Raw genomic sequence first — 24,049 nt, 5'->3', positions numbered from 1 at the left:
GGGGCGTCAGGCGGCGGTGTCGACGAGAGTGCGGCGGGCCTGCTCCTCCTCCACGGCGCGGCCTCCGGTGCGTGCCAGGTGCGCGGCGGAGGAGAGGTCCACCTCGATGACGGGGTAGATGTTCCCGTCCTCCCAGGTGGTCGAGTGCTCCGAGGTGCGAGCGGAGCGGGAGAGGTAGCGCAGCCCGGCGCTCTGGTCGCGGAAGACGACGAGATGGGGCTGAGGTCGATGGTGCTGTCGGTGGTCGGTCATGTGGTTCTCCTTCGATGTCGGCGCGCGGCCGACGTGATGTCTGTGTCCGGCACGGTGCCGGGTGGGTGTGCGTGCGGCAGCTCCGCCGGGGCGGAGCGGTGAGATCCCCGCGCGCAGGGCTGTCGGTGCCGCTGCGGCGTGGCGGGGTGCTCGCGGCGCCCGCTGGGGCGGGCTGCTCGCGCTGCACGCGGTGCGAGATCCGGGCGCCGCCGTCGTGGCGGGTCCGGCCGGGAGGGTCGCACGTCCGGCGACGGCCTGGGGCCGTGGTCCGGAGTGCTGCACGGTACGGGGCGGTCAACGGGGATGTCCAGGGGTTTATTCCGTGCCAGTGGGACGGCAGGGCCGAGGTGGTGAGCGACTGCACAGGCTGCTCTCCGTCGTCCGGGGTCTCTTGGAGTTCGGCAGTCGGTGTGATGGGCGAAGATTCATTGATCTGCCTCGGAGTGTCGAGGCTTCGAGACGAAAGGGTGCCGTGCGCCGCGCGGCCCAGGTGATGGCAGCGTCCTTGCCTCCGCAGTTCCCGGGTGAGCCGCAGCAGCCGATGTCGGGGTCGCCGAGCTCCCGCCCTCAGGGTCAGCCGCGCTTCGGCGCGACGCCGCCCGGTGGGTCGCCGAGCGGGGCGAGCTCCCCGTATCCCGCGCAGTGATCTCCGTACCCTGCCTCGGCGAATCCGCCGGGACCGTACGGTGACGACCGCGACCGCCGTCGAGGACGCCGAGGCGGAGGAAGCTGTCGAGGAGGACGTCGCCGAGGAGGACACCTCCGAGCCCGCGCCGGCCCCGAGGGGCAGGTCTACATCACCGTCCCGGTGACGGTGCAGTACACCGGACCGGAGTCGATCACCCCGTGGATCGAGCTCTACATCTCCTACGTCGCCGAGGACGGACGGTCCTACGACGAGGCCTCCGTGGTCCTCGAGGACGACTTCATGGACGTCGGCGACCTCTACGACGGCGGCACCGCCGAGGGCACCATGGCCTTCCTCATCCCCGAGGAGGCGGTCGGCTCGGGCACGTTCAGCGTCGAGGGCTTCCTGACCTCCGGCACGTACTTCGTCGCAGCGGTCTGAGCTGCTCGATGACGGGGCGTGACGGCGGGTGGCCTTCGGGTCACCCGCCGTCGTCGTGATGGCCGCGACCTGCAGCCCGATCCACGATCAGCAGCACGTCGGCCGGGCCTCCCTCGGCGCCGAAGGCGTGGGGGACCAGGGTGTCGAACTCCGCGCACTGATCGCCGGCGATGTGATGGCGCTGAGCGCCGAGCTGCAGGACCAGCGTCCCTGAGAGCACCACCAGTCACTCCTGACCGGTGTGGGCCCGCATCCGCGTGGGATCCGGGGGCGGGTCCACGACCCGTCGGCGCAGGATCACGGTGTCAGAACATGGTCGCGGTCAACGCGCTGGGTGGCACCTTCTGCTCCCCGCTGCTGGGGGAGGAGGGCGCCGGCGGGCGGGTGCCGAACCTCGCCCGCCTCCAGTTCCTGGATCCCGCCTTGCACGACCTCTACCCGGACTGGGAGCGGTTCGCCGAGATGTGCGTGGGGATCATGCGGGCCGAGGCCGGGCGCGACCCCCACGACCCGGTGATGCAGGAGATGGTGGGCGAGCTGTCCACCTGCTCGGAGACCTTCCGCCGACTCTGGGGCGCGCACGACGTGCGCACCCACGGCTCCGGCACCCAGCGCTTCAGACGCCCCGTGGTGGGGGAGGTCGAGCTCGCCTACGAGGAGCTGGCGATGACCGCCGAGCCCGGCCGGGTCATGCTCGTCCACACCGCCGAGCCCGGCTCGACCAGTGCCGAGCGCCTGCGCCTGCTCGCCAGCTGCGCGGCGTCGCAGCAGGTCCCGCGGCCGGCGCGAGGAGTCACGGGCCGGCTGCTGAGCCGCGCCGCGTGACGAGTCAGATGGCCGCGGCGGATCCTGATCCCCGCTCGGCCGCGGAGGCGGACTCCTGTGCCCATGGCCGCAGCGGGGAGACGGCATCGATGGCGTCGCGGCGGGGGCCTTGAGGACCGAGGACGACGTTCGAGGCCAGCGGGATCTGGTGGGACGCGCTCTCGAGGATGTGCATCAGGTACCCGGCAGTGTTCGGGAAGGCGAGAAGGTCACCGATCGCGACACCCTGCGGGAAGTCGAGCCTTCGACGCAGGATCAGCTCCGCCTCGATGCAGTACGCCCCGACGAGGAACGCGTGCAGCGGCGCAGAGCGTGGACCGTCGCCGGGGACCAGCAGCGGATCGACGAGGAAGTCGTCCGACGTGGATCGGCACTGGGTCCGATTCATCTCGAGCCCGATGAGCGGCACCCCATCGCTCGTCGTGGTGCGCTGCACGACGCGGGACAGCGTCAGGCCGCATCCGTCGAGCAGCGACCTGCCGGGTTCGCAGCGCAGCTCCAGGCCCCGCTCCCTCAGCGCGACGGCTGCGGTCTCCCCGGTGGCGAGCCGTGTGCTCAGCACCTGTTCGAGCCACTCCCCGCGCACCGGTTCCTGGTGGTACGGATAGACCTGGCGCAGAGGCTCTGCGCGCCACGTGACCGCGTCGACGCGGTCGCTCGTCGACGCATCGTGCGCTGTCCAGAACGCGTCCCACTGACCGGCGTCGTCGAGATAGGACATCGGGACGCCCCCGCCGATGTCGATGAACCGAAGGCCGTGCCCGAGGTCGCGGAGCGCATCGCCGAGACGAAGCGCCTCGTCGAGGGCCAGGGCGCGGTGCTGCGCGGCGTAGCCGTGGAGATGGAAATGTACTCCGTCGATCCTGAGGCCGGCGGCGGAGGTCCGGGCGCGATCGGCCCAGTGCTGCCAGGTCGCCGCGGACTCCCCGAATCGTGTGGGGGCGACGCCGCTGGCCGGGGTCGGTGCGAGGCGGAGCGCGACAGGCTGCGGCCCACCGGTCCTGTTCTCCGCTGCGACCTGCAGGAAAGCCTCGGCCTCGTCGAGGTTGTCGAGCACCAGCACGACACCCGTGTCGCGGGCGAGGCGCAGCAGCTCCGGTGGCTTCACAGCCGCGGTCACCACGACGTCCTCGGGCGCGTACCCCTGGTCGAGCACCTGGGACAGCTCCCGGTGGCTCCCGACGTCCACCCCGTGACCGGCGCGTCTCGCGGACTCGACCAGGCCCAGGGTCTTGTTCGCCTTGCGTGCGACGAAGATCCTCAGCGGCACGCCGTGACGGGCGGCCGCGGACTCCAGCTCGGAGGCGTTGCGGGACAGGGGCGAGAACTCATGGACGTTCACCGGGCTGCCGTACTGCTCGATCAGTGCGGAGCAGGCTCGACGATCCGCCAGCAGCTCTCGCATCCACGGCTCGAGACGGGCGCTGAGCGGGGGGAGCCCGCCGCAGCGGCGTCGCAGGGCCTCGGTGTCGCCGGGCGGATGATCGGCGGTGGGGTCCGCAGCGGTCGAGGACGAGAGGGCAGGTCTGGTCATCGCGAACCGATTCTTTGCTCGGGGGTGGTGGTCGTGGTCGGGCAGGGAGGGGCCGAGGGCTCGCCGTCGGTGCGGCGCAGTCTCGAGGTGATCCGCGCCGCCCAGAGACGCGGCTCGTCGTGGAGGTGCCGGTTCAGGGTGTCGTGCCCGATGACGTGGTCCTCCGTCGGGCGCCCGAGCAGGGCGAGGCCCTCCTGCCGCTGGCTCTGCCCGCGCGGGCGGCCCCCGGCGAGCGCAGTGCCGTCGTGGTCCACGGCCGCGCCGCGCCGTGCCGGTCGCACCTCGACCAGCGACTGGTCCACCAATGCTCGCGAGAGCGGGTCGAGGATCCCCACGATTCCCGGCGGCGCCAGCACGGCATCGACCACGACGTCCGGAGGGGCGTGACCGGGCGGGACGCCCTCGACTCCGGACGCCGTGATCCGGGTCCCGGCGTCCACCCAGGAGAGGTCCAGCGCCCCGGACCCGATCATGGCCAGCAGCATCTCCGCGACCTCGAGGGGAGGGCCGAACGCGAACCTCTCGAGCACCTGGGAGGCCCGACGGAAGCGAGCCCATTCCTCGGCGGGGGCCGCGGAACCGCGGACCGCGCGCGTGAGGGGGCGGTAGAGCCCGGCCCAGACGCGTCCGAGGATCCATGCGGGGCCGGGGGCCCGGCGACCTCGGCCGATCTCCACGCTCCGTCGCAAGGCGTCCTCGGCGTGGCCCGGTCCGCGGTGCAGATCCGGGTCGGATCCCGAGGCCAGTGCGCGTTCGACCGCCTCTCGCCCGAGGTCGGGTTCCGACACCGTTGTAGCGAGGGCGGCCGTGGCGACGTCCAGGACGAGGTCGATCACGGCATCGGGGCCGACGGCGGTCCGCTCGGAGCGGCTCAGTCGCCGCGCTCCCTCGGCGATGGCACCGCCCACCCCGGCCGGCAGGGGGAGCCGAGGGTCGGGCTTCGCGTCCAGGAGGCGGCCGTGGCGCGCCGTGGGCAGGAGGACCAGCGGCTCCTCGGAGCCGCGCCGGTGGAGGAGGCCGGGGACGCCGTCGGCGCGCGGGGTGAAGCGCCCGCCGCGCTCGAGGGTGAGCACGAGGGCGGCGTCGATGAACGTCAGGGCGCTGCCGCGCAGCGCCACCCGCGCGCCAGGCGGAACGTGATGAGAACCCAGCATCTCCGCGGCGGGCAGCACCGCTGGACGCAGCGGGATGGTCGAGGACCAGGTGCGGGCCAGGGCACCGGAGTGTTCCGCGGCATGTCCGGTGGCGAGCAGGATCTCCTCCACCGGCGGGAGCGCGCCGTGGATCGCGGTCACGATCTCCCAGTGCCCGGCCGTGCGCCGGAGGGACACCGCACGATCACTCACGGTCCTCGCCGTCACCCCGCTCCGGGCCATGTCCGCCAGCATCCGGAGCCACCGCGCATGGAGGTACTCGCCGACCACGGCGCGCGGCGGGTAGGTCGCGGAGACGAGGGCGGGATGAACTGCGGCGACCCAGTCGCGGAAGGACGGGCTCGTCCCGGTCGCCGGGACGTCCAGCAGAGCGGCGTCGACGTTGAGCCGCAGGGAGTGCGGTTGGGTGACGTCATAGGCGGCGCCGGTCCCCGCGACCGTTCCCGGGGCGACCACGGTGATCTCGAGGGGTCGGAGGGAGTCGTGGCATGCGGCGTCGCTGAGCTGGGCGCACAGCTCCTCGAGCGCGAACAGCGCCTTGGGGCCGTCGCCGACGACGGCCAGGGAGAGCGGCTGATCGCGCGCCGGAGCGCCCTCAGCCACGGCGGGCGAGGGCCCGCAGGGCCGTGGTCGCGGTGGCGACGTCGGAGGGAGCGGCGTGCAGCGTCGTGCGCACCCAGCTGTCGTCGTAGACGGTGCCGAGGTAGGGGACGCCGCTGTCGTGGACGATCAGGGCGACCCGGCTCCCAGGGGCGAGGTCCGGCACGAGGGTTCCCAGCGCGTGCACGATGCCTCCCGTCGAGGCGCCGGCGAGGATGCCCTCGCGCTCGGCGAGAAGTCGCGCGCCGACCACGCAGTCGAGCCCGCTGACGCGGACGACTCGATCCGGGTCGACCGTGCGGGAGATGTCCGTGACCACTCCGGCGCCCAGACCGGGCAGAGGGCGAGGGGCTGCGGTCCCTCCGAACAGCACGCTCCCTTCCGCGTCCACGGCGACCGTGGTCGTGTCCATCGAGGTGCGTCGGAGGTAGGCGCTGCATCCGGCGAGGGTGCCGGTGGTGCTGACCGCGGCCATCAGCACGTCGAGCCGGTGACCGGTGGCTTCGGCGATCTCTCGCATGGTCCCGTCCTCATGGGCGGCCGGGTTCGCAGGGTTGCCGTACTGGTGGAGGTTCACGGCCCCCGGGATCTCCGAGAGGAGATGCTCGACGCGACGCAGTCGAGCTGTGAGGAGGTCGCCGGTCTCCGGATCGGGGTCCGTCACCATCTCGATGCGTCCTCCGAGGGCCCGGATCGCCGCGACGGCGGTCCCGTTCGTGCGCGAATCGACCACGCAGACGAAGCGCACGGCGTGCTCCAGGCACACTCGCGCCAGGGCCACACCGAGATTCCCCGAGCTGGACTCGACGACCGTGCCGCCTGGACGCAGTCTGCCCGAGGCCACAGCATCGCGCACCATCGCCAGCGCAGGCCGGTCCTTGGTGCTGCCTCCCGGATTGGCGGATTCCAGCTTGGCCAGGACCTCGATGCCGGACTGCGGGAAGAGCCGGTCCAGGCGGACCAGCGGCGTTCGTCCGATCGCGGCGGAGACCCCGACCGCGATCGACTCGCGGCCCGTCGTCTGAGGGCGCCACGCGCCGGAGCCTTCGAGAGTGGTGCTCATCCGCTGCACGCTACGCCACCTCGCGCCGACCGAGGGCTCTTTCGGCCAGGTGCGCTCCACCGGATCGGTCGGCTCACCCCGGACACTGCATCGGCCCAGCTCGGAGCGGTGGCGGGACGCACGACGAACCGGTATCGCGAGGAGTCGGCGATGAACCGAACGGTCGGCATCCCTCCTCCCGCAGCGGAGATGGGTACGTTGCAGTGGTCGCGAGTCGTCATGCTGTGAATGGCCGCGATGGCGCAGCCACCACGATCGGAAGGAACGCCATGAACGGTATCGAGGAGTTCGGACAGAGCGACGTCGTGCGCATCCTGCGAGGGACGGAACTGGTCATGCTGACCACCGCGCTCCGGGACGGTGCGCTGGTCTCCCATCCGATGACGATCCAGGAGGTGAGCGACGACGTGGACGTGCTGTTCTTCGTGGGCCTCGACAGCGGGCATGCCGAGGCGCTGAGGCAGGGATCGGCCGTGAACCTCGCGGTGGCAGAGGGAGGGACCTGGCTCTCGGTGGCCGGGAAGGCCGTTCTCGAGGACGACCGCGCTCGGATCCGGGCTCTCTGGACCGATGCGGCCGAGGCCTACTTCCCGGAAGGGCCCGAGGACGAGAACCTGGGCCTGCTGCGGTTCTCCGGGGACTCCGCGCAGTACTGGGGCGTGCCGGGTGGGAAGGTCGCCGCGGTCGCACAGATCGTGAGGGCGCGCCTGACCGGGGACCGACCTGCCGGCGGCACCGCGACCACAGATCTCTGAGCGCTGAGAGCCCGAGCCGTGGCGTCCTCGGAGTGGGAGGTGTCGACACGGGCGGCCCCACCCCGAGCCATCGGGCGGTCCGCGCTCGACCGACGGGAGCCCGAGCGGTGATCGCCCCGCCGGTCCGACCGGTCGGATCCCTGCTCTCGTCCCCGGAGCCGGGCATAGCATGCGGGCCTTCAGGCTCGACGACGAGGGAGGCGCCATGGCTGATGGCTCGGACGGCATGGCGTCGAAGCATGGCCCGGCGAGTCCCGGCCATGAGGCGCGACACCCGGTCCCCTCGTCCCGCGTTCCGGGCCGAGGCTACCGGCTCCGGGTGCTCGACGTCGAGACCGGCCGCGCCACCGTCGTCCACGAATCCTTCGAGCTGCTCCTCGAGTCGGTGAGCTGGCCCGACGGGGGAGAGACGCTGATCGTGAGCGCAGGCGGCGCGCAGTGGGGCATCCCCGCCGGGGGTGGGGAGCCGCAATGGCTCGGCCCCGCCCCGGCCCCGGCGGACCCCGTCGACGGAGCGACCGGGGCCGCAGGGGGCGGGCGCGACGAGGCCGTCCTCACCCGTGTCGGCGCGTGCCGGCTCGCGGACGGCACCTGGATCCCCCGCGGGTCGTCCGCGTCCCCGGCACCGGAGGGGTTTCGGCCGCTCCGGCCGGCCACATTCGCGCTCGCGGAGCGGGCCCGGACCCGCGGGGCGCCGCGCACGGCGGCGGCTGGGCCGTCTTCGACGCGGAGAGCGACCCCGCCGCGCCGGGACATTCGCAGCTGTTCCGCATGCGACCCGACGGCACCGGGATCGAGCAGCTCACCCACGACGAGCGCGTGAACCGCTTCCCGCAGGTCTCCCCGGACGGCCGGCTGGTCGCCTATGTCAGCCAATCGCCGGGGATCGAGGAGGGCACCGTCGGAGCCGACTCGCTCCTGCGGCTGTGTGCGGTCGACGGGTCGGGAGGGCGCGATCTCGCCCGTCTCCACGGCGTGCCGGGGACCGCGGGCGGGCACTGCTGGTCCCCGGACTCCCTCCGCGTGGTCTGCCTCGATCGTCCGCAGGCGGACTGATCCCCGGCGGGCGGAGCGGGCCGGCGACGGTCGGCCCGCCGCTCAGCGGCGCCGGTCGCGGAGCGTTTTGAGCCAGCAGTCGACCACGTCCCAGGCGGCGACCGCGAGGATCGAGACCACCAGGATCACGCCGAGGGTGTGCATGGACTGCGCGTCGATGTCGCCGACGGTGCGGGCCAGCTCGAGCAGTTCCGGGCTCAGCAGCAGGTCGTTCGCGAAGAGGGCCAGCGTCCAGCCCGCGAAGAGGAGCGCGAGGACGGTGTTCGCCACGGCGAGACCCGTGCTCCAGCGGCCCCGGGCGTGCAGCACGATCGCGTGGACCATCTCGGCCAGGACGATCGCGACCAGCAGCAGCGTCCACAGCGGCCACAGCCCCGGGTGCAGGACCGGCAGCCAGTCGTCCTCGATCCGGACCAGCCCGATCAGCCGGTCCCAGACCAGGGCCGCGAGGACCAGTCCGAGCACGACGAGGGAGGCGATCAGGTCGGCGCGGCCAGTGCCGGACTCCTTCGGCTCGGGCAGGTCCTCCACGCTCCACGTCTCGGCGGTGTCCGCGCCGGTGCGCTCGAGGACCACGAACACGAGCGTGGTCCAGAAGGCCACGTGCACGGCCGCGGTGAGCGCGGTCGAGATCGCCTGGCCGATGATGGTCCCGACGTCGGCGCCGATCAGCGCCTGGGACAGGCCCACGCCGACGAAGGCGCAGGCCGGGACGATCCACAGCAGCAGGATCAGCAGGCGTCGCCAGGTGAGGTAGTAGCGCGGCCCCAGCAGGTGCAGAGGGCGGTCGGCGTAGCCGGCGGCGAGAGCGGCGGGGTCACCGAGGCCGGTGAGGACCTCGCGCTCGGCGGCCTCGGGGTCCTCGCCCTGTTCGGTGCGGGCCTCGACGGCATCCGCGATGGAGGCGGCGAGCTCGGCGCGCACGTCCTCCTGGGACTCGGCGGGGAGGGAGCGGATGGTGGCGCTGATGTAGCGCTCGGTCAGGGTGGCGGACATGTCAGGACTCCTCGTGCGCGGGGTCGGGCTCGGTGAGGGAGGAGAGCGACTCGGTCAGAGCGCGCCACTCGTGCTGGAGGGTCTCGGCCAGGCGGATCCCGTCGGCCGAGGTGGAGTAGAACTTCCGCGGCCGGGACTCCTCGGTGTTCCACTCGCTGGTGAGGAAGCCCTGCTTCTCGAGGCGCCGCAGCAGCGGGTAGAGGGTGTTCGCATCGGTGGGCAGGCCATGGGCGTCCAGCCGTTCGAGCAGCGCGTAGCCGTAGCCGGGCTCGCGCAGCAGCTGCAGGCAGGCGAGCACGACCGTGCCGCGTCGCAGCTCCTGCAGGTGGGTGTCGACAGCATCGCTCATGCCTCACACCGTAGTGTGTGAGACACAGTGTTGTCTAGGGGATAACGTCGTCCGGGGTCCGGAGCGGCGTGAGCGGTGCTCAGTCCGCGCGGCGGGCGGAGAAGCGGTGCAGCAGCTGCGGGGAGTGCCCAGGTGCCACGCCGTGGGCGCGGTCGAGCTCCAGCAGCTCGGGCAGCGGGTCCGCGCGCACGTCGACGAAGCCCGCCTCCTCCCAGACCGCGCAGATCCGCTCCACCCCGGCGCGGGCGAAGTCGAGGTGGTCAACGGCCGCCTCGTCGTAGGCCTCGGCGAAGTGCTCCTGGCGCGCGGTCGCTGGCGCCGCACCCCCGTCGTCCTCGGGCTCGAACCACTGCCCGTCGACCGCGACCAGCACGCCGCCCGGGCGCAGCAGCTCGTGCCAGCGCCGCAGCGCCGTGGGGGCGTCCCGCAGCGTCCACAGCAGGTAGCGGGAGACGATCGCGTCGAGGCTGCGGTGCGGGAACGGCGGATCCGTCGCGTCCGCCTCGAAGAAGGTCGGAGGGTGCGGATGGCTTTCGAGCTTCGCCCGCGCCTCGTCGAGCATGCCGGGGGAGAGGTCGATGCCGGTGACGTCGTATCCGACGGCCGCGAGGAGCAGGGCGACGTTGCCGCTGCCCGTGCCGAGGTCGAGCACCTCGCGCGTGCCGGGCGGCAGCGCGGCGCCGAAGGCCCGCGACCAGGCCTCGCGCTCGCCGGGCAGGGAGAGACGGGTCAGCTGGTGCTCGTCGTACTCGGCGGCCCAGCGGGTCCAGTAGCGGTTCCAGGCGAGCTGGTCCTCGGCGGCGGTGCGGGTCATCGGGGCGGCTCCAGGGGTGGTCGGGCAGCTGCGGCGCCCCGGAGTGCCAGGGCGGAGAGGGACAGACGAGCGACGGGTCAGCGGTGGCCGTCGCCCGCGAGGCGGAGCTGGTCGCCGCGACCACCCGCAGGAAGGGCAAGGGCATGGCACCGTCGGCCGACGCGACCGCCGCGGCCGACGGGACCGCGCCGATCTCCGCGACCGCCGTCGACTCCGCCGCGACGTCCGATGCGCCCGCCCCCACCGGAGGCACCTCGTCGGCCGCGACGTCGACGGAGGACGACGACGAGGAGGACACCCTCTCCTACAGCAACGTCATCGACGCCGCCGCCGGCGGAGCGGCCGACGGGCTGCGGCTCGCCCTGACCGTGGGCGCGATGCTGCTCGCCTTCATCTCCCTGATCGCGCTGATCAACCTGCTGATCGGCACGGTCGGCGGCTGGTTCGGCGCCGACGACCTCACCTTCCAGCAGATCCTCGGCTGGGTGTTCGCGCCGATCATGGTGATGATCGGGGTGCCCTGGAGCGAGGCCGTCGCCGCTGGCAGCTTCGTGGGCCAGAAGGTGGTGGTCAACGAGTTCGTCGCCTTCGCCGGCTTCGGCCCGCAGATCGAGTCCTTCAGCCCCAAGACCGCCGCGATCACCAGCTTCGCGCTCACCGGCTTCGCCAACCTCTCCTCGCTGGGGATCCTGCTGGGCGGCCTGGGCGGCATCGCCCCCAGCCGGCGCTCCGAGATCGCACAGCTCGGGCTCAAGGCCATCCTCGCCGGCACCCTCGCCAACCTCATGAGCGCCACCATCGCCGGGATCATGATCGGCTGACGCACCGCGGCGACACAGCCCGCCGGCACCCGTCGGCGTCGGCATCATCGGCGCCGGCACCGTCTCCGCGCATCTCCTGGACATCATGGTGGGCATCGAGACCGCGATCGCCGAGAACTCGATCGTGGAGATCTCCTCGACCTTCACCGAGGTCGAGCCGGTGCCCGCGGACGTCGACCCCTTCGCCGCGACGCTCTCCGAGGCCTCCGCCGCCGTCTGAGCCAGGGGGAGAGCCCCGGCCCGCTCGCTCGCGTCGGGGCTCTGCGCTGTACTGCGGCGCGGGGCGGGTCAGCGGGAGTCCGTGGCCCCTGCGCCGTGCTCGCGCCGCTCCCGGTCCTGCGCGGCCTGTTCGCGCTGGTCACGCCCGGCGCGCAGCGCGCGCCTCCCTCCGCTGCTCGAGCACACGGCGCAGGATCCACAGCAGGCCGACGAGCACCGCCAGCACCCCGGCCGGCACGCTGCGGGGCAGCTCGATCGGGCCCATCGCGATCGGGCCGAGAGCGAGCGCGAGACCGGCCAGCACGATCGCGAGGCCCACCAGGTATCCCTGCACATGGTCCCCGCGGCGCTGGGAGGGGGTGCGGTGCATCAGCGGATGGCTCCTCCGGGGTCGCGAGGTGTACACGCTACCGAAGGAGCGCATCGCGCTTCTTTGACGGGCTGTTCAGCCGGTCAGCGCGATCACGATCAGCAGCTGCGTGAGCAGGAAGCCCGAGAGCAGGTTCAGCCACAGGAACCGCCGCCAGCCCCGGTTCGCCTCCTCGGCCCGCTGATCGGCCAGCGATCGGAACGGCCAGGTGCTGAGGATGTAGGGCAGCACCAGCGCACCGGCCAGCATCGCCGGCCACCCGGCCAGCAGCATCACCAGCCCCGCTGCGGCGTACAGCGCGATCGCGAGCCGCACCGTCGGCGCGGCGCCGAGCACGGTGGCGATCGAGCCGATGCCGGCCTCGCGGTCCGGCTGGACGTCCTGGACCGCGCCGAAGGCGTGCGAGGCCATGCCCCACAGGAAGAAGGCGAGCAGGCTCGCCGCCGCCGTGAGGCTCAGCGGCGCCCCGGTCAGGGCGAGGCCGAACACCGCCGGGCCCACGAAATGGGTCGAGGAGGTCAGCGAATCCGCCACCGGCCGCTCCTTCAGCCGCAGCCCGGGCGCGGAGTACCCCACCACCGCGGCCAGCACGATCACCAGCACCACCGCAGAGACCGGCCCGCCCCAGGCGAGCAGCGCGATCACGAAGGGCAGCGCGAGCAATCCCGCGGACCACAGCGTCATCGCATGCCAGCGACGATCCAGCACGATCCCCTCCACGCCGCCCTTGCGGGGGTTGCGCAGATCGGACTCATGGTCGAAGACGTCGTTCACGCCGTACATCAGCAGGTTGTAGGGCACCAGGAAGAACACGGTGCCCACCACCAGCGGGATATCCACCCCGCCGCCGGCGAGCAGGTACGCCGCGGCGAAGGGGTAGGCGGTGTTGATCCAGCTCAGCGGACGGGAGGAGGCCAGCAGCTGACGCGCCGCCCCTGCCCACGAGCTCGCCGTGGTCATCGTGCTCATCGTTCACTCTCCGGGCCCAGCAGCAGCCACAGCGAGGGCAGCAGCAGCCCGGCGGCGAGCGGCCAGGCGAGGTCCTCCACCGGGGCGAGGCCGATCCGCACGCCCAGTAGCTCCGACTCCTCGAAGCGGAACAGATCCGCGGCGATCATCAGCGAGTCGAACACCGCCGTCATCACCCACAGCACCACGATGGTCCCGGCGGTGACCGCCCACCAGCCCCGGCCCGGCCGGCGCAGCACCACCGCGAGCGCGGTGACCAGCACGGGCACGATGAGGAACAGACCGGCCAGCGCTGCGTAGCTCATCGCTCCTCCTGTGGTCTCGAGGTCGGTGCCGAGACCCGTGACCGCGCGATGGCGGGGCGGAGCATGCCCACCAGGCCGTGCAGCACCAGTGTCAGGTAGCTCAGGAAGGTGATGAACACCAGTTCCTCGAGCGGCAGCTCGGGCCCGAGCATGATCCCGGTCATCAGCGGGCTCTGACCCATCCGGTAGTGGCCCACGGCGATCGCCGCCAGATCCCACAGCAGGAAGAACCCGATCCCGCCGCAGACCACCACCAGCGCGCGCCGCGGCGCGCGCCACAGCGCCAGGCGGAAGCGTCTGTCCAGCAGTCCCATGCAGGCCAGCGGCACCAGCAGCGCGCACAGATACACGAGCGAGATCATGCCACCGCCTCCGCCGCAGGCTCGGGCAGCGGGGAGGCCGAGCGATCCCCGCGCAGACGCTTGGCGACCAGCTCCGCGCTGATCAGGCACATCGGCAGACCGATCCCCGGGATCGTGCTCGAGCCCGCATACAGCAGCGACTCCACCTTCCGCGAGGCGTTGCCGGCGCGGAAGAACGCGCTCTGGGCCAGCGTGTGCGCAGGCCCCAGCATGCTGCCGCGCCACGCCCCGAGATCCTCGGCGAAATCCCCGGGACCCACGGTGCGGCGCACCACGATCCGCTCCGCGAGATCCGGGATGCCGGCCTGCGCGGAGAGCATCGCGAGCGCCTCCTCGGCCACGCGCTCCACGGCCGCGTCGCCGCCGCCGTCCAGCCCGCCGCGTCCGATCCCCGGATCGGCGGGCATCGGCACCAGCACGAAGAGGTTCTCATGCCCGGCCGGTGCCACCGACGGATCCGTCGCGGAGGGACGGCACACGTATGCCGAGGCGGGAGAGGGGATCCGCCCCTCGCGCAGGGCGGAGAAGTTCTCCTCCCAGTCCCGGGTGAACAGCAGGGTGTGGTGCGCCAGCTGCGGCAGCTCGCCCGTCACTCCCAGCATCACGAGCACGGCGCCGGGCCCGGGGGTGCGGCGCCGCCACCACGACTCGGGGTAGGTCTGCAGGTGGGGCGGCAGCAGGGTGGTCTCGGCCCGGTGCAGGTCAGCAGTCGCGACCACCACGTCCGCGGGGAGCGTGCGCGATCTCCCGTCGGCCCCGCGCACCTCCACGCCGCGCGCTCGCGCCCGGCGCGGCCCCCGTCGGCCCGAGACCCCCTCGCCGGGTTCCTCGGTGAGGATCCGAGTGGCGCGCGTGGAGGTGTGCATCCGCACGCCCTCGCGCTCCGCGAGCTCCGCGATCACCTCGATCAGGTGGGCGAAGCCGCCCATCGGGTACTGCACCCCGCCGGTCAGATCCAGGGCGCTCATCAGGTGGTACATGCTCGGCGCACGGTCCGGCGAGGAGCCCAGGAACACCGCCGGATAGCCCAGCACCTGCTGCAGCCGCGGATCCCGGAAGCGACGTGCCACGAAGCGGTCCAGCGGCTCGGTGAGCAGCTGCAGCAGGCGAGGGGCCTGCAGCGCCAGGCGCGGGGACAGGAACGGCCGCAGCGAGGTGAAGGAGGAGTAGAGGAACCGCTCGAGCGCCACGTCATAGGTGCGGGCCGCGGAGTCCAGGTGCTTCGCCAGCTGCAGCCCGGCGCCCGGCTCGATCCGCTCGAAGGCGTCGGCGTTGCGGGCCGCAGAGGCGCTCACATCCAGCCCCTCCTCATGCCCCTCGAACAGCACCCGGTAGCCGGGATCCAGCTGCCGCAGATCCAGCTGCTCGGCGGCGGAGGTCCCCAGCAGGCGGAAGAAGTGGTCGAACACCTCCGGCATCAGATACCAGGAGGGCCCGGTGTCGAAGCGGAACCCGCCGTGCTCCCAGGAGCCGGCGCGCCCGCCCAGCTCCTCGCGCGCCTCCACCAGGTCCACCTCGTGCCCGTCGCGGGCCAGCAGCGCCGCGGTGGCGAGGCCCGAGATCCCGCCGCCGATCACCACCACCCGGCTCATCGCCGCACCCCCAGCGCGGCGCGCGTGAGCACCAGCGCCTTGCGCGGCGCGGGCACCCGCACCCGGGCATGGCGGATCCGGGCCGCGGGGGTGGCCCGCAGCCGGCGGGCCAGCTCCGCGTACAGGCCGTGGGCGGCGGCGACGGCGCGACGGCTGGAGGAGGGCAGATGCGGCAGCGCGGTCGCGGCGTGGGCGAGGTCCTCCTCGATCTCGTCCAGCAGCAGGTCCCGGCGGGCGTCGTCGAACGCCGCCGGGTCCAGACCGGGCCCGTAGACCCGTCCCAGCTGGTCGTGGTCCTCCGCGAGATCGCGCAGGAAGTTCACCTTCTGGAAGGCGGCGCCGAGCGCGCTCGCCGCCGGGGCCAGGCGCGCGTACTCGGCCTCGTCCCCGTCCAGGAACACCCGCAGGCACATCAGCCCCACCACCTCGGCGGAGCCGTGCACGTACTCCGTCAGACTCGCCCGGTCGTGCACGGCGACGGTGAGGTCCGCCCGCATCGAGGCGAAGAACGGATCGATCAGCGCGGCGTCGATGCCGCAGCGTCGGGCGGTCACCGCGAACGCCTGCACCACGAGGTTCGTGGAGCGCCCTCCGGCGAGGGCGCGGGCCGTCTCTGCGGCGAGGTCCTCCAGCATCCGCGACCTCTCCTGCACCGTGAGGGCGGGCTCCGGATCGTCGACCACCTCATCGGCGATCCTCACCAGGGCGTAGATGCTGCGCACGTGCGTGCGCACCGGCTCGTCCAGCAGGCGCGAGGCCCATCCGAAGCTCGTCGAGTAGCTGGCGATCACGCACCCGGCGCTGCGCTGGGCGACCCGGTCGTAGAGCGTCGTGGCGGGCACGGCCCGCTCCCGCGGGGTCATCGTGCCAGCTCCGTCGGTCGATGCCCGCCGCGCGGGGAGCGGGCCGCCTCGGCGGCGGGACGGACGGCTGACGGGGAGCGGCCGGGCTCCGGCGCCTGCGCGGTGCGCCACAACGCCCACACCGCCGCGGCCGCGATCACCGCCGCGGCGGCGAGGGCGGCGACCGCCGTGACGGGGGAGTGGGGCGCGTCCAGCGCGCGGCCCGCGGCGATCCACGCCAGCCCCCAGATCATCGCCGCCGGGGCGGCGACCGGCCGGCGTCCCGCCCGGACCAGCGCCACGCCGAGCACCGCGACCACGGCCAGCACGGCCGCGGCGAGGACGCCGGGTGCCCCGAAGCCCGCGAACCCGGCGCCCTTCAGCGCGGCGGCGATGTTCGCGCAGGTCGCGACGCTCACCCATCCCAGGTACACCCCGAAGGTGCCGTCCACCACGAGCTGTTCGAGGGTGCCGCCGGCGGGGCGTGCGGTGAGCCGATGGGCGAGCAGGCCCAGCACCGCCAGCAGCAGCACGATCACCACCACGCTGACCCCCACCGCCCCGGCCTGGATGCTGAGGATCCACGCCGCGTTCAGCAGCAGCGAGGCGATCGCGGGCAGGGCGACGCCGCGGTGGTCGTGGCGGTCCCACCACTGCCATACGGCGTAGGCGCCGAGTCCCAGGTAGATGAGGCTCCAGATCCGGAAGGCGCCGGTCGCGGGGGCGAGGTGGGTGGCGTCGGCGGCGAGCAGGCCGCCGGCGGCCTCGTCGATCGGGTCGCCGCCGAACGCCCCCACCCCCACGGCGGTGCCCAGCATCGCGAGCGCGAAGCTCACGGTGACGGTGAGATGGCGCAGGAGCGGGCGGGCGGGGCGGGTCATGAGAGCTCCTCGGGGTCGGTGCCGGAGCGGGCGGGGGCGGCAGGGGCGGGACGGGCTGTCGAGGACCGGGCCGGCTCCGCCGTCTCGGCGGTGCGGGCGATGTTGCGCTGCATGCCGCCGAACACGATCCCGTGGAACGGCCACACCGCCCACCAGTACAGGTCCCCGCGCAGGCCGCGGGGGTGATAGATCGCGCGCTGGTGGAGGATCGCGGAGCCGTCGGCGGTCTCCTCCACCCCGAGCTCCAGCCAGGCCCGGCCCGGCAGGCGCATCTCGGCGCGCAGTCGCAGCAGGCGCCCCCGGTCCAGGCGCTCCACGCGCCACCAGTCCAGCGCCTCTCCCACCGCGAGGCGGTCGGGGTGGCGGCGACCGCGGCGCAGCCCGGGCCCGCCGACGAGGCGGTCCATCAGCCCCCGCGCCACCCAGCCCAGACGCCAGGAGTACCAGCCGCGGCGGCCGCCGATCCCCTCGATCACCGCCCACAGGGTCTCCGGCGCGGCATCGACCGGGCACTGCCGTTCGTCGCAGCGCACGATCCCGCCGGACCACTCCGGATCCTCCGGCAACGGGGAGGAGGGCGCGCCGGCCGGGGTGGCCGAGTGCCAGGCGGTGACCACGTCCAGCTCCCGGATCCTCGTCAGCGCCAGCGCGATCGCCCGGTCCACCCCGGTGAGGCCGCCCGGGGGTGCGGGCACCAGGCGCTGCAGATCCGACTCCGCCGCGACCGATTCGTGGATCAGCGACTCCACCAGCGGCCTCGCGATCGCCCTGGGCACCGGGGTGACCAGGCCGATCCAGTGGCTGGCCAGGCGCGGGGTGAGCACGGGGACGGTGAGGATGCGCCGCCTGGGCAGGCCTGCGGCCCGGGCGTAGGCCTGCAGCAGCGCGGCGAAGGTGAGCACGTCCGGCCCGGCCACGTCGAAGGTGCGGTTCGGGGCGCCCTCGAGGCGGGCGGCCGCCACCAGGTAATGCAGCACGTCCCGCACGGCGATCGGCTGGATCCGGTTGTGCAGCCAGCGAGGCGCCACCATCAACGGCAGACGCTCGGAGAGATGACGCATCATCTCGAAGGACGCGCTGCCGGAGCCGAGGATCACCGCGGCCCGCAGCACCACCGCCGGCACCTCGCCGGCCAGCAGGATCTCCCCCACCTCGCGGCGGGAGGCCATGTGGTCGGAGAGCGACTCCTGGTCGGGATGGATCCCGCCGAGGTACACGATCCGTCGCACCCCGGCCCGGGCCGCGGCCTCGGCGAAGGCACGCGCCCCCTCGCGGTCGCGGTCGGCGAAGCGGCGCCCGCCGCCCATGGCATGGATCAGGTAGTAGGCGGTGTCCACGCCGGCGAGGGCCGCGTCCAGGCTCGCCCCGTCCTCGACGTCGGCCTCCACCACCTCGACCGCACCGCGCCAGGGACGGCCCTCGAGCCGGTCGGCGTGACGGGCCATCGCCCGCACCCGGAGCCCCGCCTCGAGCAGGGCCGGGACCAGGCGCCCGCCGATGTAGCCGCTGGCTCCCGTGACCAGGACCAGCGGCGAGGAGGCGTCGGCCGGGGGTGGGGCGGTGGTGCTCATGCGGGCTGGTCCTCCTTCGCGCGGGGCGGCGCGGTGCCGGCCGAGGGGTGGGCGGGGCCGGGCAGGGTGAGCTCCACGCCGCGGAGGATCTGGGCCGTGGTGGCCTCGAGGGCGTCGCTTAGCGCCGCGGGCAGACCGTGCCGCAGAGCGGCCTCGGAGGCGCTGGTGAGGTGCCAGTGCGCGAGATCCTCCACCCAGGCGCGGGAGCCGCACGCGGTGAGCAGGTCGCGGGCGCGGGAGGCGTCGTGGTCGTCGAGGTCCGCGCGCCCCAGCAGCGACTGCAGGGCGGGCCAGGTCTCGGTGGTGGAGGCGTGGGCGATCAGCGCCGTGCGCTTGCCCTCGCGCAGGTCCCCGAGCGCGCTCTTGCCGGTGCGCTGCGCGTCGCCGAAGGTGCCCAGCAGGTCGTCCACCAGCTGGAAGCCGATCCCCAGCAGGCTGCCGATCTCGTCGAGGGCGGAGTGCACCTCGGAGGGCGCCTCGGCCAGCAGCGCCCCGGCGCGCAGCGGCAGCTGGAAGGAGTACAGAGCCGTCTTCAGCTCCGCGACCGCGAGCACCTCGCGCAGCGGGGCGGGGTCGGCGGCCGGTGCGAGCTGGAGGCGCACGTCGGCGAGCTCGCCGGCGGCCGTCGCGTGCAGGGTGGTCTCGAACAGGTCCAGCAGCCCCTCCACCACCGGGGCCGGGGCCTCGCAGCGGGAGATCGTGCGCATCGCCGTGATCAGTCCCAGGTCCCCGGCGAGGATCCCGGCGGCCTGGCCCAGCCGGCGCGCCCCGGCGGGGGTCGCGCCGTGCCGGGCGGCCTGCGCCGCCGCGCCCCCGGGGACGCTGGGCACACCGCGGCGCACCTCGTCCCCGTCGATCACGTCGTCCTGCACCACGAAGGCCGTGTGCAGCAGCTCCAGCGCCGCCCCCACCTGCACGGCGGCCTCGTGCCTCGTGCCGCCGAGCGCCGCATGCGCGGAGAGCAGCAGGGCGGGGCGCAGCCGCTTGCCGCCCTCGACGGCGTCGCCCAGCGCGGTCCACAGCTGCTCGTGATCGGGCAGCGGGAGCGGGCCGGGCAGGGCGGCGCCGCGCGCCAGCTGGCGGCGCAGCTCGCGATCGACGGACGGCAGGTGGGCGTCGCTCATGGCGTGCTCCCCGGTGTGAGGGCGTCCCCGAGCTGCGGCACCTGCGCGACCGCCCACGGGCTGAGGGTCCACGGGGCGAGGTCCACCAGGGCGGCGAGGTCGGCGGGCTCCACCCAGCGCAGATCCATCACCTCGTCCGGGTTCGGCGCGGGGTCGCTCTGCGCGTGGGCGACGAACACGGGGCACACCTCGTTCTCCACGACCCCCGAGGCGTCCACCGCGCGGTAGCGGAACTCCGGCAGCACCTCCCGCGGTGCGCCCACGCGCATGCCCAGCTCGTGCCGGGCATGGCGGGCGATGGCCTCGGGGAAGCTCTCGCCCTGGCGGGGGTGGCCGCAGAACGAGTTGGTCCAGACCCCCGGCCAGGTGCGCTTGCCGAGCGCCCGACGGGTGAGCAGCACCCGGCCGCCGGCGTCCACCACATGGCAGGAGAAAGCGAGGTGCAGTGGAGTGTGGGCGGAGTGCACGGTGGCGCGCGGCGCGAGACCGCACGGCGCGCCCTCGGCGTCGAGGAGCACGACGTGGTCCTCGACGCCGTCCTCGGCCCGGGCCCCCTCCGGCACGGCGGTGTCGATCACGAGCGCTCCCAACTACTTAGCCTGTCTACGTAAATGGACTGTAGCATCTGGGCATGACCGAGAGCACGGGACGCGACGGCGCCGCGACCGCCGCTCCGTACTGGTACCCCGAGCAGGACGGCGCTGTGGCGCTGCTCGCCGCGCTGCGTCGCTTCCGCGCCGCGAATCTCGAGATGCGCCGGCGGATGAGCGCCAGCATGGACATGAACACTACCGATCTTGAGGCGCTGCGCTTCGTGATCGCGCACGAGCACGCCGAGGACCCGGTCACCCCGCTGCAGCTGGCACGGCACCTGGAGATCTCCGGCGCCTCCACTTCGAAGCTGTTGGACCGGCTCACCGCCTCGGGCCACCTCGCCCGGGCGCCGCACCCCCACGACGGCCGCTCCCGGATCATCGTCGCCACCGACCACGCCCACGCCCAGGTGCGGGAGCGGCTGCGCGGGATGCACGAGAGGATGCTGGAGATCGCCCACGACGTGCCGCCCTCCGCGCGCACCGCCGCCATCGGCTTCCTGGACGCGATGGCGGAGCAGCTCGAGACGGAGGCCGCGCCCGAGAAGCTCACCCCGCCCGCGCCGTGAGGCGCGCGGCCGTGCGGCGGGAGAGCTCCTCGGGGAGCGGTCGCTCAGAACCTCCCGGCGGCCACCAGCTCGGTGCGCTCCTTCTGGCGCGCCACGTCCCGGGGGTGGACCCGGTAGAACAGCGTCCAGTACACGGCGTTGAGCAGGTACGGCGCCACCACGAACCACAGGAACATGGTCTGGCTGCTGAACGCCTCGGCCACGAAGCCGAGCCCGAGGGCCATCAGGGCGGTGATGCCGCCCTGGATGAGGGGGCACAGCATCGCGAACGCGGTGGCGCTCAGCTGGGAGGGGACCACGTTGGAGACCATCGGCAGCACGCAGCCGGAGAAGCCCACGGAGAACACCAGGCCCAGCAGCAGGTTCAGCGGGATCGAGACCACGAAGCCCTCGTAGGGGAGCTGGGTGACCAGCGCGACGGTGCCCGCGAAGGAGACCAGGTAGATCTGCATCAGCATGATGCGGCCCTTCTCGCCGAAGCTCCGCACGAAGAGGTCCGCCATCATCTCTCAGAAGGGCCCGAACAACATGCGCGCGAACTTGCTGATCGCGCTGAGCAGGCCCAGCATCCCCTCGCCCACGCAGAAGGCGGCGCCGATGAGCAGGAAGAAGGTGTTGATCAGCCCACCTTCGGAATTGTCGACCGCCTGGGAGAAGCCCATGGGGACCATCGCCCTGCCGGTGCGCTTGCCGGAGGGGGCGTCCCCTCCGAGGGCGTCGGGGCGGCGCGCGTCCCTGTCGACGACGGCGACGCCGGGGCCGCTGCCGCCGGCGGGGGCGACGATCGAGCCCGTGGCCGTGGAGACGTTGCCGGGGAAGGTGTCGGGCCGGCCGGTGCCGGCCCCGGGGGAAAGGTCGTCCATCGACGGTCCTCTCGAAAGCTGCCCGAGGGCGGAGGTGAACAGCGGTGTTCCAGTGCGAGGGAGCGGGGTGCGCTCGCGGACCGCGCAGGGCGCTCCCGGCGGGCACACGGCGGGTGGCGGGTCCGGGGTGGCGGGCGGCAGGGACCGGCGTATGGGAGCGCTGTCGCGGGACTTGCACGCATGGTCGCGTTTCGTCCACGTCGCGAGGAGCGCTGAGAGCCTGCGCCGCACCGCGCCCGCAGCACGTTCCGGGCCGCTCTCCGCAACGCCTTCTCGAGGGTGCCGGAGCACCGCGCAACACGGTGTGGCCGAGGCCACCTCGAAAAGGGCCGTTCTAGCTTGACGGGGTGGTTCCGGGGCCCGTAATGTTCTTCCTCGTGCCCAGGAGATCGGGACAGCGGGAAGGACGAGAGTCCAGCCAGCGAAACCGGTCGTGACCTGGGGCGGAAGGTCTCTCGGAAGAGGATCGCGACGCGGATCACACCGCAACGATTTGACTTGGGAGAGCGGAAGTCCTAAGTTATCAGGGTTGCCTCGGAGCGAGGAACCGCGAGAGCGGTTCGGTAGCACTGAGTGCGCGTGTTGCTTGATATCTCAATAGCGTGTCTGTTTATCGATGCCATTATTTTTGAATGGCAAATCATAACGGATGATACAGCAGTTTAATGCTGGTTGTTTGTTTATTTTGTCAGGTTATAGTTTTTCATGATTTTCATGGAGAGTTTGATCCTGGCTCAGGACGAACGCTGGCGGCGTGCTTAACACATGCAAGTCGAACGATGACGGTGGTGCTTGCACTACCTGATTAGTGGCGAACGGGTGAGTAACACGTGAGTAACCTGCCCCTCACTTCGGGATAACCTCGGGAAATCGTGGCTAATACCGGATATTAGTGTGCACCGCATGGTGCGTGTTGGAAAGATTTATCGGTGGGGGATGGACTCGCGGCCTATCAGTTTGTTGGTGAGGTAATGGCTCACCAAGACGATGACGGGTAGCCGGCCTGAGAGGGCGACCGGCCACACTGGGACTGAGACACGGCCCAGACTCCTACGGGAGGCAGCAGTGGGGAATATTGCACAATGGGCGAAAGCCTGATGCAGCGACGCCGCGTGGGGGATGACGGCCTTCGGGTTGTAAACCCCTTTCAGTAGGGAAGAAGCGAAAGTGACGGTACCTGCAGAAGAAGCGCCGGCTAACTACGTGCCAGCAGCCGCGGTAATACGTAGGGCGCAAGCGTTGTCCGGAATTATTGGGCGTAAAGAGCTTGTAGGTGGCTTGTCGCGTCTGCCGTGAAAACCCGAGGCTCAACTTCGGGCGTGCGGTGGGTACGGGCAGGCTAGAGTGTGGTAGGGGAGACTGGAACTCCTGGTGTAGCGGTGAAATGCGCAGATATCAGGAAGAACACCGATGGCGAAGGCAGGTCTCTGGGCCATTACTGACACTGAGAAGCGAAAGCATGGGTAGCGAACAGGATTAGATACCCTGGTAGTCCATGCCGTAAACGTTGGGCACTAGGTGTGGGGGACATTCCACGTTTTCCGCGCCGTAGCTAACGCATTAAGTGCCCCGCCTGGGGAGTACGGCCGCAAGGCTAAAACTCAAAGGAATTGACGGGGGCCCGCACAAGCGGCGGAGCATGCTGATTAATTCGATGCAACGCGAAGAACCTTACCAAGGCTTGACATGCACCGGACGACTCCAGAGATGGGGTTTTCTTCGGACTGGTGCACAGGTGGTGCATGGTTGTCGTCAGCTCGTGTCGTGAGATGTTGGGTTAAGTCCCGCAACGAGCGCAACCCTCGTTCTATGTTGCCAGCACGTCATGGTGGGGACTCATAGGAGACTGCCGGGGTCAACTCGGAGGAAGGTGGGGACGACGTCAAATCATCATGCCCCTTATGTCTTGGGCTTCAAGCATGCTACAATGGTCGGTACAATGGGTTGCGATACTGTGAGGTGGAGCGAATCCCAAAAAGCCGGCCTCAGTTCGGATTGGGGTCTGCAACTCGACCCCATGAAGTCGGAGTCGCTAGTAATCGCAGATCAGCAACGCTGCGGTGAATACGTTCCCGGGCCTTGTACACACCGCCCGTCAAGTCACGAAAGTCGGTAACACCCGAAGCCAGTGGCCCATCCTCGTGAGGGAGCTGTCGAAGGTGGGATCGGTGATTGGGACTAAGTCGTAACAAGGTAGCCGTACCGGAAGGTGCGGCTGGATCACCTCCTTTCTAAGGAGCATCACCAATTATGGTGGCCATCGTCGTCCGCGAGTGTCGGGCGGGTGGTTGCTCAGGGTGGAACATCGATGAATAGGCACTTCATCCGAGATCGGACGAGCTAGTACTTCCCAGTAGGGAATGGAACGCGAGACTGGTTGAGGGTTTGAGGTGGAGGCACGCTATTGGGTTGTGAGGCTGCACGCAGCCCCGGAACTTTCGGGTTGTGGGGTGTGTGGCTGGTCCTCCCTCATTTCTGAGCACTTTGTGTGTGAGGTTGTG

General features: G+C 71.8%; 27 protein-coding genes and 1 rRNA gene. 8 read left to right on the top strand and 20 right to left on the bottom strand.

Translation table 11 applies throughout. The features are described 5' to 3' along the window. Positions 1-6: 6 nt before the first annotated feature. Positions 7-252: a hypothetical protein gene (locus tag HNR70_RS12160; protein WP_184325888.1), complete on the bottom strand. Its 246-nt coding sequence runs from the start codon at positions 250-252 to the stop codon at positions 7-9. Positions 253-1,066: 814 nt separating this feature from the next. Here HNR70_RS12160 and HNR70_RS12155 point away from each other — a divergent pair. Then, complete coding sequence (locus HNR70_RS12155) at positions 1,067-1,321, top strand: hypothetical protein (protein WP_184325887.1); 255 nt, start codon at positions 1,067-1,069, stop codon at positions 1,319-1,321. 40 nt (positions 1,322-1,361) lie between these two features. Here HNR70_RS12155 and HNR70_RS12150 read toward each other — a convergent pair whose 3' ends face one another. Beyond that, positions 1,362-1,544, bottom strand: coding sequence for a cupin domain-containing protein (locus HNR70_RS12150; RefSeq protein WP_246375869.1), 183 nt, complete (start codon positions 1,542-1,544; stop codon positions 1,362-1,364). 89 nt (positions 1,545-1,633) lie between these two features. Here HNR70_RS12150 and HNR70_RS12145 point away from each other — a divergent pair, with 89 nt between their 5' ends. After that, positions 1,634-2,146 (top strand): MmyB family transcriptional regulator, encoded by a 513-nt coding sequence (locus HNR70_RS12145; protein ID WP_312857656.1) that lies wholly within the window; start codon positions 1,634-1,636, stop codon positions 2,144-2,146. Between the two features lie 4 nt (positions 2,147-2,150). Here the strand turns inward: HNR70_RS12145 and HNR70_RS12140 are convergent, their stop codons facing one another. Genes HNR70_RS12140 through HNR70_RS12130 form a run of 3 tightly spaced genes read right to left on the bottom strand, consistent with a single transcriptional unit; the run spans position 2,151 to position 6,497 of the window. Continuing rightward, on the bottom strand, positions 2,151-3,680 hold the full coding sequence (locus tag HNR70_RS12140) for a type III PLP-dependent enzyme domain-containing protein (protein WP_184325886.1): 1,530 nt from the start codon (positions 3,678-3,680) through the stop codon (positions 2,151-2,153). Beyond that, entirely contained in the window at positions 3,677-5,437 is a 1,761-nt protein-coding gene (locus tag HNR70_RS12135) for an FAD/NAD(P)-binding protein (RefSeq protein WP_184325885.1), read from the bottom strand. The genes HNR70_RS12140 and HNR70_RS12135 overlap by 4 nt, the downstream gene beginning before the upstream one ends. After that, positions 5,430-6,497: a pyridoxal-phosphate dependent enzyme gene (locus HNR70_RS12130; RefSeq protein WP_184325884.1), complete on the bottom strand. Its 1,068-nt coding sequence runs from the start codon at positions 6,495-6,497 to the stop codon at positions 5,430-5,432. Before HNR70_RS12130 ends, HNR70_RS12135 begins: the two co-directional genes overlap by 8 nt. Positions 6,498-6,766: 269 nt before the next feature. Here HNR70_RS12130 and HNR70_RS12125 point away from each other — a divergent pair, with 269 nt between their 5' ends. Both HNR70_RS12125 and HNR70_RS12120 read left to right on the top strand, forming a co-directional pair. Next, complete coding sequence (locus HNR70_RS12125) at positions 6,767-7,252, top strand: pyridoxamine 5'-phosphate oxidase family protein (RefSeq protein ID WP_184325883.1); 486 nt, start codon at positions 6,767-6,769, stop codon at positions 7,250-7,252. Between the two features lie 771 nt (positions 7,253-8,023). Continuing rightward, the gene (locus tag HNR70_RS12120; RefSeq protein WP_184325882.1) at positions 8,024-8,308 is read left to right on the top strand and encodes a TolB family protein; all 285 of its coding nucleotides are present in this window, start codon (positions 8,024-8,026) and stop codon (positions 8,306-8,308) included. 42 nt (positions 8,309-8,350) lie between these two features. Here the strand turns inward: HNR70_RS12120 and HNR70_RS12115 are convergent, their stop codons facing one another. The 3 genes from HNR70_RS12115 to HNR70_RS12105 all read right to left on the bottom strand — a co-directional run bounded on the left by HNR70_RS12115 (position 8,351) and on the right by HNR70_RS12105 (position 10,467). After that, the gene (locus HNR70_RS12115) at positions 8,351-9,304 is read right to left on the bottom strand and encodes a permease prefix domain 1-containing protein (protein WP_184325881.1); all 954 of its coding nucleotides are present in this window, start codon (positions 9,302-9,304) and stop codon (positions 8,351-8,353) included. A 1-nt stretch (position 9,305) separates the two neighbouring features. Next, positions 9,306-9,653: a PadR family transcriptional regulator gene (locus HNR70_RS12110; protein ID WP_184325880.1), complete on the bottom strand. Its 348-nt coding sequence runs from the start codon at positions 9,651-9,653 to the stop codon at positions 9,306-9,308. Positions 9,654-9,732: 79 nt separating this feature from the next. After that, the gene (locus tag HNR70_RS12105) at positions 9,733-10,467 is read right to left on the bottom strand and encodes a class I SAM-dependent methyltransferase (RefSeq protein ID WP_184325879.1); all 735 of its coding nucleotides are present in this window, start codon (positions 10,465-10,467) and stop codon (positions 9,733-9,735) included. Between the two features lie 83 nt (positions 10,468-10,550). Between HNR70_RS12105 and HNR70_RS12100 the strand changes: the two genes are divergently transcribed. Next, on the top strand, positions 10,551-11,288 hold the full coding sequence (locus tag HNR70_RS12100) for a nucleoside transporter C-terminal domain-containing protein (RefSeq protein ID WP_312857655.1): 738 nt from the start codon (positions 10,551-10,553) through the stop codon (positions 11,286-11,288). An 85-nt stretch (positions 11,289-11,373) separates the two neighbouring features. Then, on the top strand, positions 11,374-11,508 hold the full coding sequence (locus tag HNR70_RS16270) for a hypothetical protein (RefSeq protein WP_281383218.1): 135 nt from the start codon (positions 11,374-11,376) through the stop codon (positions 11,506-11,508). 138 nt (positions 11,509-11,646) lie between these two features. Here HNR70_RS16270 and HNR70_RS12095 read toward each other — a convergent pair whose 3' ends face one another. The 10 genes from HNR70_RS12095 to idi form a co-directional block, all read right to left on the bottom strand. Further along, complete coding sequence (locus tag HNR70_RS12095) at positions 11,647-11,877, bottom strand: hypothetical protein (RefSeq protein WP_184325878.1); 231 nt, start codon at positions 11,875-11,877, stop codon at positions 11,647-11,649. Positions 11,878-11,952: 75 nt separating this feature from the next. After that, entirely contained in the window at positions 11,953-12,837 is an 885-nt protein-coding gene (locus HNR70_RS12090) for a prenyltransferase (protein WP_184325877.1), read from the bottom strand. Positions 12,838-12,842: 5 nt separating this feature from the next. Continuing rightward, positions 12,843-13,151, bottom strand: coding sequence for a lycopene cyclase domain-containing protein (locus HNR70_RS12085; RefSeq protein ID WP_184325876.1), 309 nt, complete (start codon positions 13,149-13,151; stop codon positions 12,843-12,845). Then, positions 13,148-13,513 (bottom strand): lycopene cyclase domain-containing protein, encoded by a 366-nt coding sequence (locus tag HNR70_RS12080; protein WP_184325875.1) that lies wholly within the window; start codon positions 13,511-13,513, stop codon positions 13,148-13,150. The genes HNR70_RS12085 and HNR70_RS12080 overlap by 4 nt, the downstream gene beginning before the upstream one ends. Beyond that, positions 13,510-15,105, bottom strand: a complete 1,596-nt coding sequence (gene crtI / locus HNR70_RS12075) for a phytoene desaturase family protein (protein ID WP_184325874.1) — start codon at positions 15,103-15,105, stop codon at positions 13,510-13,512. The genes HNR70_RS12080 and crtI overlap by 4 nt, the downstream gene beginning before the upstream one ends. Further along, positions 15,102-15,968, bottom strand: coding sequence for a phytoene/squalene synthase family protein (locus tag HNR70_RS12070; protein ID WP_184325873.1), 867 nt, complete (start codon positions 15,966-15,968; stop codon positions 15,102-15,104). Before HNR70_RS12070 ends, crtI begins: the two co-directional genes overlap by 4 nt. After that, positions 15,965-16,828, bottom strand: coding sequence for a TspO-related membrane protein (locus HNR70_RS12065; RefSeq protein ID WP_184325872.1), 864 nt, complete (start codon positions 16,826-16,828; stop codon positions 15,965-15,967). Before HNR70_RS12065 ends, HNR70_RS12070 begins: the two co-directional genes overlap by 4 nt. Continuing rightward, the gene (locus HNR70_RS12060; RefSeq protein ID WP_184325871.1) at positions 16,825-18,399 is read right to left on the bottom strand and encodes an SDR family oxidoreductase; all 1,575 of its coding nucleotides are present in this window, start codon (positions 18,397-18,399) and stop codon (positions 16,825-16,827) included. The genes HNR70_RS12065 and HNR70_RS12060 overlap by 4 nt, the downstream gene beginning before the upstream one ends. Next, positions 18,396-19,523: a polyprenyl synthetase family protein gene (locus HNR70_RS12055; RefSeq protein ID WP_184325870.1), complete on the bottom strand. Its 1,128-nt coding sequence runs from the start codon at positions 19,521-19,523 to the stop codon at positions 18,396-18,398. Before HNR70_RS12055 ends, HNR70_RS12060 begins: the two co-directional genes overlap by 4 nt. Continuing rightward, positions 19,520-20,101 carry an isopentenyl-diphosphate Delta-isomerase gene (idi, locus tag HNR70_RS12050; protein ID WP_312857654.1) on the bottom strand — a complete coding sequence of 194 codons (582 nt, stop codon included), beginning with the start codon at positions 20,099-20,101 and terminating at the stop codon, positions 19,520-19,522. Before idi ends, HNR70_RS12055 begins: the two co-directional genes overlap by 4 nt. Before the next feature lie 53 nt (positions 20,102-20,154). Between idi and HNR70_RS12045 the strand changes: the two genes are divergently transcribed. Continuing rightward, positions 20,155-20,685, top strand: coding sequence for a MarR family winged helix-turn-helix transcriptional regulator (locus HNR70_RS12045; protein WP_184325869.1), 531 nt, complete (start codon positions 20,155-20,157; stop codon positions 20,683-20,685). Between the two features lie 44 nt (positions 20,686-20,729). Here the strand turns inward: HNR70_RS12045 and HNR70_RS12040 are convergent, their stop codons facing one another. Both HNR70_RS12040 and HNR70_RS12035 read right to left on the bottom strand, forming a co-directional pair. Beyond that, entirely contained in the window at positions 20,730-21,188 is a 459-nt protein-coding gene (locus HNR70_RS12040) for a hypothetical protein (protein ID WP_184325868.1), read from the bottom strand. 6 nt (positions 21,189-21,194) lie between these two features. Continuing rightward, a complete protein-coding gene (locus HNR70_RS12035) occupies positions 21,195-21,548 on the bottom strand; it encodes a hypothetical protein (RefSeq protein WP_184325867.1) in 354 nt (117 codons plus the stop codon). 711 nt (positions 21,549-22,259) lie between these two features. Between HNR70_RS12035 and HNR70_RS12030 the strand changes: the two genes are divergently transcribed. Then, a 16S ribosomal RNA gene (locus tag HNR70_RS12030) occupies positions 22,260-23,779 on the top strand. Positions 23,780-24,049 lie beyond the last annotated feature (270 nt).

The organism is Brachybacterium aquaticum (assembly GCF_014204755.1).
Lineage (GTDB): Bacteria > Actinomycetota > Actinomycetes > Actinomycetales > Dermabacteraceae > Brachybacterium > Brachybacterium aquaticum.
The sequence above is the reverse complement of the archived record's forward strand: the minus strand, read 5'-3'. Positions and strand labels throughout refer to the sequence as shown.

Bases quoted from the DNA above. Each gene is read 5' to 3' on its own strand.
- HNR70_RS12160 (WP_184325888.1), bottom strand. From the start codon at position 252: ATGACCGACCACCGACAGCACCATCGACCTCAGCCCCATCTCGTCGTC.
- HNR70_RS12145 (WP_312857656.1), top strand. From the start codon at position 1,634: ATGGTCGCGGTCAACGCGCTGGGTGGCACCTTCTGCTCCCCGCTGCTG.
- HNR70_RS12140 (WP_184325886.1), bottom strand. From the start codon at position 3,680: ATGACCAGACCTGCCCTCTCGTCCTCGACCGCTGCGGACCCCACCGCC.
- HNR70_RS12130 (WP_184325884.1), bottom strand. From the start codon at position 6,497: ATGAGCACCACTCTCGAAGGCTCCGGCGCGTGGCGCCCTCAGACGACG.
- HNR70_RS12125 (WP_184325883.1), top strand. From the start codon at position 6,767: ATGAACGGTATCGAGGAGTTCGGACAGAGCGACGTCGTGCGCATCCTG.
- HNR70_RS12120 (WP_184325882.1), top strand. From the start codon at position 8,024: ATGCGACCCGACGGCACCGGGATCGAGCAGCTCACCCACGACGAGCGC.
- HNR70_RS12115 (WP_184325881.1), bottom strand. From the start codon at position 9,304: ATGTCCGCCACCCTGACCGAGCGCTACATCAGCGCCACCATCCGCTCC.
- HNR70_RS12110 (WP_184325880.1), bottom strand. From the start codon at position 9,653: ATGAGCGATGCTGTCGACACCCACCTGCAGGAGCTGCGACGCGGCACG.
- HNR70_RS12105 (WP_184325879.1), bottom strand. From the start codon at position 10,467: ATGACCCGCACCGCCGCCGAGGACCAGCTCGCCTGGAACCGCTACTGG.
- HNR70_RS16270 (WP_281383218.1), top strand. From the start codon at position 11,374: ATGGTGGGCATCGAGACCGCGATCGCCGAGAACTCGATCGTGGAGATC.
- HNR70_RS12095 (WP_184325878.1), bottom strand. From the start codon at position 11,877: ATGCACCGCACCCCCTCCCAGCGCCGCGGGGACCATGTGCAGGGATAC.
- HNR70_RS12090 (WP_184325877.1), bottom strand. From the start codon at position 12,837: ATGACCACGGCGAGCTCGTGGGCAGGGGCGGCGCGTCAGCTGCTGGCC.
- HNR70_RS12085 (WP_184325876.1), bottom strand. From the start codon at position 13,151: ATGAGCTACGCAGCGCTGGCCGGTCTGTTCCTCATCGTGCCCGTGCTG.
- HNR70_RS12080 (WP_184325875.1), bottom strand. From the start codon at position 13,513: ATGATCTCGCTCGTGTATCTGTGCGCGCTGCTGGTGCCGCTGGCCTGC.
- crtI (WP_184325874.1), bottom strand. From the start codon at position 15,105: ATGAGCCGGGTGGTGGTGATCGGCGGCGGGATCTCGGGCCTCGCCACC.
- HNR70_RS12070 (WP_184325873.1), bottom strand. From the start codon at position 15,968: ATGACCCCGCGGGAGCGGGCCGTGCCCGCCACGACGCTCTACGACCGG.
- HNR70_RS12065 (WP_184325872.1), bottom strand. From the start codon at position 16,828: ATGACCCGCCCCGCCCGCCCGCTCCTGCGCCATCTCACCGTCACCGTG.
- HNR70_RS12060 (WP_184325871.1), bottom strand. From the start codon at position 18,399: ATGAGCACCACCGCCCCACCCCCGGCCGACGCCTCCTCGCCGCTGGTC.
- HNR70_RS12055 (WP_184325870.1), bottom strand. From the start codon at position 19,523: ATGAGCGACGCCCACCTGCCGTCCGTCGATCGCGAGCTGCGCCGCCAG.
- HNR70_RS12045 (WP_184325869.1), top strand. From the start codon at position 20,155: ATGACCGAGAGCACGGGACGCGACGGCGCCGCGACCGCCGCTCCGTAC.
- HNR70_RS12040 (WP_184325868.1), bottom strand. From the start codon at position 21,188: ATGGCGGACCTCTTCGTGCGGAGCTTCGGCGAGAAGGGCCGCATCATG.
- HNR70_RS12035 (WP_184325867.1), bottom strand. From the start codon at position 21,548: ATGGACGACCTTTCCCCCGGGGCCGGCACCGGCCGGCCCGACACCTTC.